Source organism: Rathayibacter sp. VKM Ac-2929, assembly GCF_022815495.1.
Taxonomy (GTDB): domain Bacteria; phylum Actinomycetota; class Actinomycetes; order Actinomycetales; family Microbacteriaceae; genus Rathayibacter; species Rathayibacter festucae.
In genome coordinates, this window is the sequence record NZ_JALGRV010000001.1 from 846,136 (window position 1) to 858,959 (window position 12,824).

A 12,824-nucleotide genomic window follows, 5' to 3' on the forward strand; every position below is an offset into this window, starting at 1 on the left:
GCTACTCGATCAGCGGGGAAGGCGCCGTCTGCGAGGGCTGCTGCATCAGAAGCGGCGCTGCCTGCTCGGCGGCCGTGTCGTTTCATGCTGGTCGAGTAGCCGCGGAGCGGCGTATCGAGACCCGGCGGCAGGCGCGCAGGGCGTTTCGCGCCACAGCACGGCCGGGCTCCGCCCCGACCTACTGTGATCGGCGACCGGTGGTGAGTACGCGCCGGTCTCCGGTTCGAGGGAGTCCCCGTGGTCGTCGTCCTGTCCCCACTCGCCGGGCGCGCCGTGCCTCTCTCGGCCGTCCCCGATCAGCTCTTCGCGGCCGGCGTGATGGGAGCGGGGACGGCGATCGAGCCTCCCGCGGAGCGCGTCGAGGTCCTCTCGCCGGTCCGCGGGGTCCTGCTCCAGGTCCTGCCGCACGCCTTCGTGGTCGTCGCGGACAGCGGACGAGCGGTGCTCGTCCACCTCGGGATCGACACGGTGGGGCTGAAGGGCGCCGGCTTCACGGTCCTCGCCGCCAAGGGCGACCGCGTCGAGGCCGGGACGCCGGTCCTGGAGTACGACGTCCCGGCGATCCTCGCCGCGGGACTCCCGACGGTGGTGCCCGTGGTGGTGCTGGAGCGGACCGCGGACCACGTCGACGCCCTCGTGGAGGACGGCGCGTCCGTCCTCGCCGGTGATCCTCTGCTGTCCGCATGACCGCCCGTACTCGGAGCGCGCCCGCCTCGCGTCGACGACTCGTCGTCCCCGGCTTCGCGGGTCTGCAGCGCCTCGGCAAGAGCCTCATGCTCCCGATCGCGGTGCTCCCCGCCGCCGGACTCCTCCTCCGGATCGGACAACCCGACCTGCTCGGGCGGATCGATCTGCCCGTGATCGGCCCGTTCTTCCAGGCGATGAGCGCGGCGGGCGGTGCCCTCTTCGAGAACCTGGCCTTGCTGTTCGCCGTCGGCGTCGCCATCGGGTTCACCAGGAAGCCGGACGGGTCGACCGCGCTCGCGGCCGTCGTCGGCCACCTCGTGCTCGCGAAGGTCTTCACCGTCCTGTCGCCGATCGTCCTGGCGGGGCGGACGACGGCCGCCGGCGACCAGGTGCAGATCGACTACAGCGTCTTCGGCGGGATCGTGGTCGGTCTGCTCACGGCCGTGCTGTTCGACCGGTTCCACACCATCGCGCTCCCCGCTTACCTCGGATTCTTCAGCGGCCGGCGGTTCGTCCCGATCGTCGTCTCACTCGCGTGCCTCGTCGTCGGCTTCGGTCTGAGCTGGTTCTACCCGGTCTTCGAGTCCGGCCTCACCGGTCTCGGAGCGTTCATCGGCGGCACCGGGGCGCTCGGCGCCTTCGTCTACGGCTTCGCGAACCGCATGCTGATCCCGCTGGGGCTGCACCACATCCTCAATTCGTACGTCTGGTTCCTCCAGGGCTCCTACGCGAACGCCGACGGCGGCGTCGTCACGGGGGAGCTGACGCGCTTCGCCGCGGGCGACCCGACGGCCGGCGCGCTCACCTCGGGCTTCTACCCGGTGCTCATGTTCGGACTCCCGGCGGCGGCGCTGGCGATGATCCACGTGTCGAACCGGTCGCAGCGCGCGGCCGCCATCGGCATCCTCGGTGCGGCCGGCCTGACCGCCTTCCTCACCGGCATCACCGAGCCGCTGGAGTTCGCGTTCATGTTCGCGGCGTTCCCGCTCTACGTCGTGCACGCCGTGCTGACCGGGCTGTCCCTCGCGATCGCGGACCTCCTCGACATCCACCTCGGCTTCTCGTTCTCCGCCGGGCTCGTCGACCTGCTTCTCTACGGCACGGCGCCGGCCGCGAAGAACGTGGGGCTGCTCGTGGTGATGGGAGTCGTGTACTTCGCCGTGTACTACCTGCTGTTCCGGGTCGTCATCCGGAGGTGGAACCTCCGCACGCCGGGCCGGGAGGAAGCCGCCTCCGCAGTGGACGAGGGCGGACCCGTCGCGGTCGTGGCGGACCCGACCTCCGCGTCGAACGGACCGCCGGAGTCCGAGGCCGAGTCGCTCATCGCGGCTTTCGGCGGGCGCGACAACCTCGTCCACGTCGACGCGTGCATCACCCGGCTGCGCGTCCAGGTCGGCGACCGGGCGCTGGTGGATCCCGCACGGCTGAAGGCTCTCGGCGCGGCCGGCGTGCTGGAGGTCGGCGAGAGCGTGCAGGCCGTCTTCGGCCCCCGCGCGGAGGTGCTGAAGAACGACATCCTCGACGTGCTCTGAGGCAGCCCATGGTGGTCGAGTAGCCGCGGATCGGCGTATCGAGACCCCACGTGCTCAGGGGGGTGGATCTCGAACCGCCCTCTGCGAGGGCTACTCGATCAGCATGAGTGGCGCCCTCTGCGAGGGCTACTCGATCAGCATGCAGGGGGCCGACGGGTCAGCGGGTGGCGTCGGCCGGAGTCGCGACGGGCGCGGCATCGGGCTCGGCCCAGACGGCGATCGGCTTCGGGTCCCAGGTGAGGGCGACGGGCTCGGCGACAGGGGCGGCCGGCTCCGCGGTGACGGGGGGAGTGGAGGCGCGCATGACGGGGATGGCGGAGGTGACCGGGTTGGCGGTGGCCTCGACGCCGGCGCGGAGCTGCTCGGCCTGGATGGCGGCGGACAGCTCGTGGGCGAGCGAGCGGGCGAGCATCCCGTGGAAGATCGGGTCGCGGTCGTCGTGGCTGCGGCGGGTGACGACCCAGGCTCCCTCGGCGCCGACGAAGGCGGAGAGGCGCTCGTGCACGACGGCGAAGAGCTCGTCCTGCGTGAGCGCGGGGGCCGCGACGACCTCGGGGGCCGGCTGACGGCGCCTCAGACGAAACCTCATGACGAACCCCGTTTCCCGTGCCGCGTGCTGAGACTCCAGTGTCCAGGGGCGACGGCGCCGGAGCGCGCTGACACGCCGCGGCCGGTGGCTCGCGGCGTGTCAGAAGGCGGTCAGCGGTCGCGCTTCTTGCCGTTCTGCTCCTTGACGAGCTCCTTCGAGTCGTAGGAGACCGAGCCGATGGCGACCGCGAGAGCGATCGCCCAGCTGACCCACTGCAGGGCCAGCCGCCAGTCGCGCGGACCCTTGCGCGTCGTCTGCAGGATGGACCAGCCTCCGACGATCGCGCTGATGACGCTGGAATTGAGGATGAACTTGCGCATCGATTGCCTCCTGTGTTCACCACGACGCTAGTGGCCCGGCCCCGTTCCCTCCCAACGGTTGACACCGCCGACGGCCAGCGGACGGTTCCGTCGTCGGTCCCGCCCGCTACGGTGAACAGCTGCTCGGCGCCGGGCCGCGGCAGGGACCGAGGAGGACGGATACGAGATGCGCACGGCTGTGATCGGGGCGGTGCTCCTCGTGCTCGGCGTGATCGCCGCTCTCACCGGGGTCCTGCAGATGGACGCGCTCGGCGAGCTGGTCGAGCGCACGGCGCCGATCCTGGCCTTCGTGGTCGCCGTCACCGTGGTGGCGGAGCTGGCCTCCGAGGCCGGAGTCTTCACGGTCGTGGCGGAGCGGGCGGCGATCTGGGGCCGCGGGCGGACCGCGCTGCTCTGGCTCCTGGTCGTCGCGATGGCGATCGTCAGCACCGTCTTCCTCTCCCTCGACACCACCGCCGTGCTGCTCACGCCGGTCGTCGTGCTGCTCGCCGCGCACGTGCGGGTGTCGCCGCTGCCGTTCGCGATGGCGACCGTCTGGCTCGCCAATTGCGCCTCCCTGCTGCTCCCTGTGTCGAACCTCACCAACCTCCTGGCAGAGAGGCGGCTCGGCGTCGACGGGCCGCTCGCCTTCGCCGCGCTGACCGCCGCGCCCGCGCTCGTCGCCGCCGTGGTCCCGGTGCTCGTGCTCGCGATCCGCTACCGCCGCGAGCTGGCCGGCCGCTACCGGACGGGGGAGCGGACCCCGGTCGAGGACCGCGTCCTGCTGATCGGCGCCGGCGTCGTCGTCGCGCTGCTGCTGCCCGCCCTCGTCTCCGGGCTCGAGGTGTGGATCCCCGCGGCCGTCGCGGCGCTCGCCCTCGTCGTGCTCTTCGCGGTGCGGCGGCCGTCCGCGCTGAAGGTCTCGCTGCTGCCGTGGCAGCTGGTCGTCTTCGCCTCCGGTCTCTTCGTCGTGATGGAGGCGGCGCACCAGCTCGGGCTCGGAGCGGCGCTCGCCGTGGTCGCGGGCGACGGGAGCGGCGTGGGCGACCTGCTCCGCCTCGCGGGCTCGGGCGTCGTGGCCGCGAACCTCGTCGACAACCTGCCCGCCTATCTCGCGCTCGAGCCGGTCGCCGCCGACCCGGTGCGCCTGGTCGCCCTGCTGATCGGCGTGAACGCCGGCCCGCTGATCACCCCGTGGGCGTCGCTCGCCACCCTGCTCTGGCACCAGCGGCTGACCGCGCTCGGCGTGACGATCTCCTGGCGGCAGTACGCGCTGCTCGGCGCCGTCGCGGTGGTGCCGACGGTCGGCGGTGCGGTGCTCGCGCTGGCCCTCGCCCAGGGCTGAGCCCGGCCCCCGTTCGAGTGCGGCTGGTAGCCTCGGCGGGTACGAAGACGGGCACGACCGACGATCGGGACCACCATTCCTCCGCACTCCGCCTCCGCCCCCGCACCCCTCGAGGACAGCGCCGACGGGACGACTCCAGCCGCCGCCGACCACACCGCCGGAGCGCGCAACGCGTTCGTCGTGGTCTCCAACCGCCTCCCGGTCGACCGCGTCGTCGACGCCGACGGCACCGCCTCGTGGAAGACGTCGCCCGGCGGGCTGGTCACCGCCCTCGAGCCCGTGATGCGGGCCAACGAGGGCGCCTGGGTCGGCTGGCCCGGTGTCGCGGACGAGGAGGTCGCGCCGTTCGAGAACGACGGCGTGCTGATCATCCCGGTCGCCCTGAGCGCCCAGGAGCTCGAGGACTACTACGAGGGCTTCTCGAACGACACCCTCTGGCCGCTGTACCACGACGTGATCGCGCCGCCCACCTACCACCGCGAGTGGTGGGACGCCTACGTGCGGGTGAATCGCCGCTTCGCCGAGGCCGCCGCCGCGGTCACCGAGCAGGACGGCGTGGTCTGGGTGCAGGACTACCAGCTGCAGCTCGTGCCGAAGATGCTCCGCGAGCTGCGCCCGGACGTCACGATCGGCTTCTTCAACCACATCCCGTTCCCGCCCTACGGCATCTTCGCCCAGCTCCCGTGGCGCAAGCAGATCGTCGAGGGCCTGCTCGGCGCCGACGTGATCGGATTCCAGCGCCAGGGCGACGCGGGCAGCTTCCTCCGCGCGGTCCGGCGCCTGCTCGGCTACGACACCCGCAGCACCGTCGTCGAGGTGCCGGTCGAGGACGACGCGGTCGACGGCACCCGCCGGGTCAACCGCTCGCGCCGCGGCGCCAGCGTCCGCCCGGTCGTCGCCCGGCACTTCCCGATCTCGATCGACGCCGCCGCCTTCGAGGCGATGGCGCGCACCCCCGAGATCCAGGAGCGGGCGCGCCAGATCCGCTCCGATCTGGGCGATCCCGAGACCGTCATGCTCGGCGTCGACCGCCTCGACTACACCAAGGGCATCGGCCACCGGCTGAAGGCGTTCGGCGAGCTGCTCGCCGACGGCCGGCTCAGCACCAAGGACGCGGTGCTCGTGCAGGTCGCGAGCCCGAGCCGCGAGCGGGTCGAGACGTACAAGCAGCTGCGGGACGACATCGAGCTGCAGGTCGGCCGGATCAACGGTGACTACGGCACGATCGGCAACCCGGCGATCAGCTACCTGCACCACGGCTACCCGCGCGAGGAGATGGTCGCCCTCTACCTCGCCGCCGACGTGATGCTGGTCACGGCGCTGCGCGACGGGATGAACCTGGTCGCCAAGGAGTACGTCGCCTCCCGCTTCGACAACGACGGCGTGCTCGTGCTGAGCGAGTTCACCGGTGCGGCGGACGAGCTGAAGCAGGCCGTGCAGATCAACCCGCACGACATCTCCGGGCTCAAGGACGCCATCGAGAACGCGGCTCGCATGCCACGGGCCGAGCGCAGCCGCCGGATGCGTGCGCTGCGCCGCCGGGTGCTCGAGAACGACGTCTCGCGCTGGTCGGCGAGCTTCCTCGACGCGCTGAGCGAGCACGCCGCGGGCCAGCAGCTCGACGTGCGGCCGGCCGCGCGGGGCCAGGAGGCGCCGCTCGGCCAGGAGGCGGAGCACCACGAGGACGGCGTCCGCGGTCGCGCGGCCGAGGACGCGCACCACGAGACGGCGGAGGCGACGCGATGACCATCGTGACCCCGACCCCGGGCGAGCACCTGCCCGGCGTGCCCGACCGCCTCGTCGCCGCGCTGCACGAGCTCGCCGCGACCGGCCGCCTGCTGGTGGCGCTCGACTTCGACGGGACGCTCGCGCCCGAGGTCGACGACCCGGCGCACGCCCGCGCCCTGCCCGAGGCGCGCGAGGCGGTCCTCCGACTGCTCGCGCTGCCCGGCACCCGCGTCGCGCTGGTCTCCGGCCGCGCGCTCGGCAGCCTCGAGGAGGTCGCGCAGCTGCCCGACGAGGCGCTGCTGGTCGGCTCGCACGGCATCGAGATCCGCCTCGACCCGGGCGACGACGCCGTCCGCCTCGACGAGACCGAGCTCGCCAAGGTCGGCGTGCTCGAGGACGTGCTGAAGGGCATCGCCCGCGGGATCGACAACGTCTGGATCGAGGACAAGCCGGCCGGCTTCGCCCTGCACACCCGCCTGGCCACCGACCGGCACAGCCGCGTCGCGCACCTCGTCGCCCTGTCGGAGGCGCGCGCCGAGGTCGAGGGCGTCACCGTCCGCGAGGGCAAGAACGTCCTCGAGTTCTCGGTCCGCTCGACCACCAAGGGCGAGGCCGTGCAGCACCTGCGCCGCTACACCGGCGCGACCGCCGTGCTCTACGCCGGCGACGACGTCACGGACGAGGACGCCTTCGCGGTCCTCGGCACCGGCGACGTCGGTGTCAAGAGCGGTCCGGGCACGACCTCCGCCGCCTACCGCGTCCGCGGTCCCGAGCAGATCGCCCACGTGCTGTCGCTCCTCGCCGACTTCCGCGCCACCGCGGACTGAGCCCTACCGGTCGATCCGTCACGAACGGTCGGCGCGCGGCCACTGACACGACCATCGCTGCCGGATCGAGGCGACGGACGCGACCGTTCGCGACGGATCGGGACGCGCTCCGCAGCGCCGGAGCACCGCGCGCGAGGCGGTAGCCTCGTCACATGCCGGAAATCGATTGGAAGCCTCGTTCGCGCACCGTCACGGACGGCATCGAGGCCACGACGTCGCGCGGGATGCTGCGCGCCGTGGGAATGGGTGATGACGACTGGGAGAAGCCCCAGATCGGCATCGCGTCGTCCTGGAACGAGATCACCCCCTGCAACCTCTCGCTGGAGCGCCTCGCGCGCAGCGCGAAGGAGGGCGTGCACTCGGGCGGCGGCTACCCGCTGCAGTTCGGCACCATCTCCGTCTCGGACGGCATCTCGATGGGCCACGAGGGCATGCACTTCTCGCTCGTCTCACGCGAGGTCATCGCCGACTCCGTCGAGACCGTGATGATGGCCGAGCGCCTCGACGGCACCGTCATGCTGGCCGGCTGCGACAAGTCGCTGCCCGGCATGCTGATGGCCGCCGCGCGGCTCGACCTCGCCGCCGTCTTCGTCTACGCCGGCTCGATCGCGCCGGGCTGGGTCAAGCTGTCCGACGGCACCGAGAAGGACATCACGATCATCGACTCCTTCGAGGCGGTCGGCGGCGTCAAGGCCGGGATCATGTCCGAGGAGGACGCCAAGCGCATCGAGTGCGCCTTCGCCCCGGGCGAGGGCTCGTGCGGTGGCATGTACACCGCGAACACGATGGCCAGCGTCGCCGAGGCGCTCGGGATGAGCCTGCCCGGCTCCGCGTCGCCCGCCGCGGCCGACCGCCGCCGCGACTACTTCGCCCGCAAGTCGGGGGAGGCGGTCGTCGAGCTGCTGCGCAACGGCACCACCGCCCGGGACATCCTGACCAAGGAGGCGTTCGAGAACGCGATCGCCGTGGCCATGGCCTTCGGCGGCTCGACCAACGTCATCCTGCACCTGCTCGCGATCGCGAACGAGGCCGAGGTCGACCTCACGATCGACGACTTCAACCGCATCGGCGACACGATCCCGCACATCGGCGACCTCAAGCCGTTCGGCAAGTACGTGATGAACGACGTCGACCGCCACGGCGGCGTCCCCGCCGTGATGAAGGCCCTGCTCGACGCGGGCCTGCTGCACGGCGACTGCCTCACCGTCACCGGGAAGACCGTCGCCGAGAACCTCGCGGCGATGGACATCGCGCCGCTGGACGGCGAGGTCATCCGCACCCTCGACAACCCGATCCACGCCACCGGCGGCCTGACCGTGCTCAAGGGCTCGCTCGCTCCCGAGGGTGCGGTCGTCAAGACGGCCGGCTTCGACGCCTCGGTGTTCGAGGGCCCCGCGCGGGTCTTCGAGCGCGAGCGCGCCGCGATGGACGCGCTGACCGACGGCGAGATCAAGAAGGGCGACGTGGTGGTCATCCGCTACGAGGGCCCCAAGGGCGGCCCGGGCATGCGCGAGATGCTGGCCATCACCGCCGCCATCAAGGGGGCCGGGCTCGGAAAAGATGTACTACTGTTGACCGACGGACGATTCTCAGGCGGCACAACCGGCCTGTGCATCGGCCACATAGCTCCCGAATCGGTGGACGCAGGTCCCATCGCATTCGTTCGCGACGGAGACCCGATTCGGGTCGACATCGCCGCTCGATCGATCGACCTACTCGTCGACGAATCCGAGCTCGCCGCCCGCCGAGAAGGCTGGGCGCCCCTCCCTCCGCGCTACACCCGCGGTGTCCTCGCCAAGTACGCCAAGCTCGTCCGCTCGGCCGCCGAGGGCGCCACCACGGGTTGATCCCGGCCCGCTCGGGCCGGCCGCGCACTCGCGCCTCCCGGGCACCGCTCGCTCGCACTCCGAGCCCCCGGTGCCCGCCGCCGCACACCGCTTCGAAGGAATCGACACCCGCATGACCCCGGACCCGTCCGCCGCGCCTCCCGCCCCGACCCCCCAGCCACCCCGCTCCGCCGCGTCCGCGACGGCGGTCGCTCCCGTCGCCGAGTCGCTCACCGGAGCGCAGGCGGTCGTCCGCTCGCTCGAGATGCTCGGGATCGAGGACGTCTTCGGCCTGCCCGGCGGCGCGATCCTGCCCGTCTACGACCCGCTGATGGACTCGTCGAAGATCCGCCACATCCTGGTCCGCCACGAGCAGGGCGCCGGCCACGCGGCCGAGGGCTACGCGGCGGCGACCGGCAAGCTCGGCGTCTGCATCGCGACCTCCGGGCCCGGTGCGACCAACCTCGTCACGGCGATCGCGGACGCCTACATGGACTCCGTGCCGATGCTCGCGATCACCGGCCAGGTCTTCTCGACGCTGATGGGCACCGACGCCTTCCAGGAGGCGGACATCGTCGGCATCACGATGCCGATCACCAAGCACTCCATCCTGGTCACGCGCCCCGAGGACATCCCCTCGGCGCTCGCCTCCGCGGTGCTGATCGCGACGACGGGTCGCCCCGGCCCGGTGCTCGTCGACATCACCAAGGACGCGCAGCAGGACGCGGCGCCGTTCGTCTGGCCGCCCAAGGTCGACCTGCCCGGCTACCGCCCGGTGACGAAGGCGCACGGCAAGCAGATCCAGGCCGCGGCGCAGCTGCTGGCCGAGGCGAAGAAGCCCGTACTGTACGTGGGCGGCGGCATCATCCGCGCCCGTGCGGCCGCCGAGCTCCTGGCGTTCGCCGAGGCCTGCGGCGCTCCCGTCGTCACGACGCTGATGGCGCGCGGCGCGTTCCCGGACTCGCACGAGCAGCAGCTGGGCATGCCCGGCATGCACGGCACCGTCCCCGCGGTGCTCGCGCTGCAGGAGTCGGACCTGATCCTCGCGCTCGGCTCGCGCTTCGACGACCGGGTGACCGGCAAGGCGGCGCTCTTCGCGCCGAACGCCAAGGTCGTGCACGTCGACATCGACCCGGCGGAGATCTCCAAGATCCGCACGGCCGACGTGCCGATCGTGGGCGACCTCAAGGACGTCCTGCCGGACCTCACCGACGCGTTCGCGAAGGCGATCGACGGCGCCGCGCCCGACACGGCCGACTGGTGGACCTACCTCAAGGGCCTGCAGGGGGAGTTCCCGCTCGGCTACACCGAGCCGGTCGACGGCCTGCTGTCGCCGCAGTACGTGATCAAGCGGATCGGCGAGATCACCGGTCCCGAGGGCGTCTTCGCCTCGGGTGTCGGCCAGCACCAGATGTGGGCGGCGCAGTTCATCAAGTACGAGCGCCCCAACTCGTGGCTCAACTCCGGCGGCGCCGGCACGATGGGCTACTCCGTGCCCGCGGCGATGGGCGCCAAGGTCGGCGAGCCGGACCGCACGGTCTGGGCGATCGACGGTGACGGCTGCTTCCAGATGACCAATCAGGAGCTCGCCACCTGCACGATCAACGACATCCCGATCAAGGTCGCGGTGATCAACAACTCCTCGCTCGGCATGGTGCGCCAGTGGCAGACCCTGTTCTACGAGGGCCGCTACTCGAACACCGACCTCAACACGGGGCACGACACCGTCCGGGTGCCGGACTTCGTGAAGCTCGCGGAGGCCTACGGCGCCCTGGGCATCCGGGTCACCAAGCCGGAGGAGATCGACGCGGCCATCGAGCTGGCGATCGCCACCAACGACCGGCCGGTCGTCATCGACTTCGTGGTCAGCCGCGACTCCATGGTGTGGCCGATGGTCCCGCAGGGCGTCTCGAACAGCTACGTCCAGTACGCCAGAGACCACAGCCCGACCTGGGACGACGAGGAGTAGACCGCATGACCCACCACGTTCTCTCCCTGCTCGTCGAGGACAAGCCGGGACTGCTCACCCGCGTCGCGGGGCTGTTCGCGCGCCGCGGCTTCAACATCGAGTCGCTGGCCGTCGGGCCGACCGAGCTCGAGGGGCTCTCGCGCATCACGGTCGCCGTGGACGTCGAGGACCTGCCGCTCGAGCAGGTGACCAAGCAGCTGAACAAGCTGATCAACGTCATCAAGATCGTCGAGCTCGATCCCGACCAGTCGGTGCACCGCGAGCACCTGCTCGTGAAGGTGCGCGTCGACAACGTCACCCGCTCGCAGGTGCTCGAGGCCGTGAACCTCTTCCGCGCCCGCGTGGTAGACGTCGCGACGGACGCCCTGGTCATCGAGGTCACCGGCGACTCCGGCAAGACCACCGCGTTCCTCCGGGTCATCGAGCCCTACGGGATCAAGGAGATCGCCCAGTCGGGCCTGCTGGCCATCGGCCGCGGCTCGAAGTCGATCACCGAGCGCGTCTTCAAGAACTGACGGCTCCGCGCCGTCCCCTCTGCTCCGCCCACTCCACAACCAGAAAAGGAAGCATCACGTGACCGAGCTCATCTACGACGCCGACGCCGATCTCTCCATCATCCAGTCCAAGAAGGTCGCGATCGTCGGCTACGGCTCGCAGGGCCACGCGCACGCGCAGAACCTCCGCGACTCCGGAGTCCAGGTCGTCATCGCTCTCAAGGAGGGGTCGAAGTCGACCGCCAAGGCCGAGGACGACGGGTTCGAGGTCAAGAGCGTCGCCGACGCCGCCGAGTGGGCCGACCTGATCATGATCCTCGCGCCGGACCAGCACCAGCGCGCCATCTACAGCGAGCAGATCGCGGACAAGCTGACCGAGGGCAAGACCCTCGCCTTCGCGCACGGCTTCAACATCCGCTTCGGCTACATCGAGGCCCCCGCGGGCGTCGACGTGATCCTGATCGCGCCGAAGGCCCCCGGCCACACCGTGCGCCGCGAGTTCGTCGCCGGCCGCGGCATCCCGGACATCATCGCCGTCGAGAACGACGCGACCGGCACCGCCTGGGAGACCGCGAAGTCCTACGCGAAGGCCATCGGCGGCACCCGCGCCGGCGTCATCAAGACGACCTTCACCGAGGAGACCGAGACCGACCTGTTCGGCGAGCAGGCCGTGCTCTGCGGCGGCACCTCGCAGCTCGTCCAGTACGGCTTCGAGACCCTCGTCGAGGCCGGCTACCAGCCCGAGATCGCCTACTTCGAGGTGCTCCACGAGCTCAAGCTGATCGTCGACCTGATGTGGGAGGGCGGCATCGCCAAGCAGCGCTGGTCGGTCTCCGACACGGCCGAGTACGGCGACTACGTGTCCGGCCCCCGCGTCATCGACCCGAGCGTCAAGGAGAACATGAAGGCCGTCCTGGGCGACATCCAGAACGGTGCCTTCGCGAAGCGCTTCATCGCGGACCAGGACGCGGGAGCGCCCGAGTTCCAGGAGCTGCGCGCCAAGGGCGAGAAGCACCCGATCGAGGAGACCGGCCGCGAGCTGCGCAAGCTCTTCGCCTGGAAGCAGACCGACGAGGACTACACCGACGGCAGCGTCGCGCGCTAGTCGCCCGCACGGACGGACCTCGGAGCCCCGGGCCGTCGACGGACACCGCTTCTGCGGTGCACGTCGGCGGGGCCGGGGCTCCGTCGCGTCCGGGGGCGCTCCGCGCGTCCGCATGCTGGTCGAGCAGCCCCGGAGGGGCGTATCGAGACCCGCCGTCGCCGGAGCGGGTGGTCTGCAGACCCTCGTTCCGGCGGGGGTGGATCTCGATACGCCCGCTGCGCGGGCTACTCGATCAGCAAGAAACGGGGCGTTCCTCGGATGCGGTTCGTCCAGGGAGGTCTGCAGGCCCGTGTTCTGGCGGGGGTGGATCTCGATACGCCCGCTGCGCGGGCTACTCGATCAGCATGAAACGGGGCGTTCCTCGGATGCGGTTCGTCCAGGGAGGTCTGCAGGCCCGTGTTCTGGCGGGGGTGGATCTCGATA

The 12,824-nt window shown here is 71.3% G+C and carries 11 protein-coding genes; 9 read left to right on the forward strand and 2 right to left on the reverse strand.

What is annotated here, in order from left to right:
• Positions 1–237: 237 nt before the first annotated feature.
• Entirely contained in the window at positions 238–687 is a 450-nt protein-coding gene (locus tag MT355_RS03750) for a PTS glucose transporter subunit IIA (RefSeq protein ID WP_243598573.1), read from the forward strand.
• Positions 684–2,219, forward strand: a complete 1,536-nt coding sequence (locus MT355_RS03755) for a PTS transporter subunit EIIC (RefSeq protein ID WP_243598574.1) — start codon at positions 684–686, stop codon at positions 2,217–2,219. The genes MT355_RS03750 and MT355_RS03755 overlap by 4 nt, the downstream gene beginning before the upstream one ends.
• A 157-nt stretch (positions 2,220–2,376) precedes the next feature.
• On the opposite strand, the gene MT355_RS03760 is transcribed toward MT355_RS03755, so the two are convergent.
• Both MT355_RS03760 and MT355_RS03765 read right to left on the reverse strand, forming a co-directional pair.
• Positions 2,377–2,808: a hypothetical protein gene (locus tag MT355_RS03760; RefSeq protein ID WP_243598575.1), complete on the reverse strand. Its 432-nt coding sequence runs from the start codon at positions 2,806–2,808 to the stop codon at positions 2,377–2,379.
• Between the two features lie 110 nt (positions 2,809–2,918).
• Complete coding sequence (locus MT355_RS03765; protein ID WP_123447985.1) at positions 2,919–3,128, reverse strand: hypothetical protein; 210 nt, start codon at positions 3,126–3,128, stop codon at positions 2,919–2,921.
• 166 nt (positions 3,129–3,294) lie between these two features.
• On the opposite strand from MT355_RS03765, the gene MT355_RS03770 reads away from it, so the two are divergent.
• From MT355_RS03770 to ilvC, 7 genes are all read left to right on the forward strand, one after another.
• Entirely contained in the window at positions 3,295–4,452 is a 1,158-nt protein-coding gene (locus MT355_RS03770; RefSeq protein WP_243598576.1) for an SLC13 family permease, read from the forward strand.
• Between the two features lie 180 nt (positions 4,453–4,632).
• Positions 4,633–6,198 (forward strand): trehalose-6-phosphate synthase, encoded by a 1,566-nt coding sequence (locus MT355_RS03775; protein ID WP_243598577.1) that lies wholly within the window; start codon positions 4,633–4,635, stop codon positions 6,196–6,198.
• Positions 6,195–7,007: a trehalose-phosphatase gene (otsB, locus tag MT355_RS03780; protein ID WP_243598578.1), complete on the forward strand. Its 813-nt coding sequence runs from the start codon at positions 6,195–6,197 to the stop codon at positions 7,005–7,007. The genes MT355_RS03775 and otsB overlap by 4 nt, the downstream gene beginning before the upstream one ends.
• Positions 7,008–7,159: 152 nt before the next feature.
• Positions 7,160–8,854, forward strand: coding sequence for a dihydroxy-acid dehydratase (ilvD, locus tag MT355_RS03785; protein ID WP_123447980.1), 1,695 nt, complete (start codon positions 7,160–7,162; stop codon positions 8,852–8,854).
• Positions 8,855–8,966: 112 nt separating this feature from the next.
• Positions 8,967–10,802 carry an acetolactate synthase large subunit gene (locus MT355_RS03790; RefSeq protein WP_243598579.1) on the forward strand — a complete coding sequence of 612 codons (1,836 nt, stop codon included), beginning with the start codon at positions 8,967–8,969 and terminating at the stop codon, positions 10,800–10,802.
• A 5-nt stretch (positions 10,803–10,807) separates the two neighbouring features.
• Positions 10,808–11,317, forward strand: coding sequence for an acetolactate synthase small subunit (ilvN, locus tag MT355_RS03795; protein WP_123447978.1), 510 nt, complete (start codon positions 10,808–10,810; stop codon positions 11,315–11,317).
• A gap of 58 nt (positions 11,318–11,375) precedes the next feature.
• Positions 11,376–12,401: a ketol-acid reductoisomerase gene (ilvC, locus tag MT355_RS03800; RefSeq protein WP_123447977.1), complete on the forward strand. Its 1,026-nt coding sequence runs from the start codon at positions 11,376–11,378 to the stop codon at positions 12,399–12,401.
• The last annotated feature ends 423 nt before the right edge of the window (positions 12,402–12,824 follow it).

Coding starts and splice junctions, on each gene's coding strand:
- MT355_RS03755 (WP_243598574.1), top strand. CDS start 684: ATGACCGCCCGTACTCGGAGCGCGCCCGCCTCGCGTCGACGACTCGTC.
- MT355_RS03760 (WP_243598575.1), bottom strand. CDS start 2,808: ATGAGGTTTCGTCTGAGGCGCCGTCAGCCGGCCCCCGAGGTCGTCGCG.
- MT355_RS03765 (WP_123447985.1), bottom strand. CDS start 3,128: ATGCGCAAGTTCATCCTCAATTCCAGCGTCATCAGCGCGATCGTCGGA.
- MT355_RS03770 (WP_243598576.1), top strand. CDS start 3,295: ATGCGCACGGCTGTGATCGGGGCGGTGCTCCTCGTGCTCGGCGTGATC.
- otsB (WP_243598578.1), top strand. CDS start 6,195: ATGACCATCGTGACCCCGACCCCGGGCGAGCACCTGCCCGGCGTGCCC.
- ilvD (WP_123447980.1), top strand. CDS start 7,160: ATGCCGGAAATCGATTGGAAGCCTCGTTCGCGCACCGTCACGGACGGC.
- MT355_RS03790 (WP_243598579.1), top strand. CDS start 8,967: ATGACCCCGGACCCGTCCGCCGCGCCTCCCGCCCCGACCCCCCAGCCA.
- ilvN (WP_123447978.1), top strand. CDS start 10,808: ATGACCCACCACGTTCTCTCCCTGCTCGTCGAGGACAAGCCGGGACTG.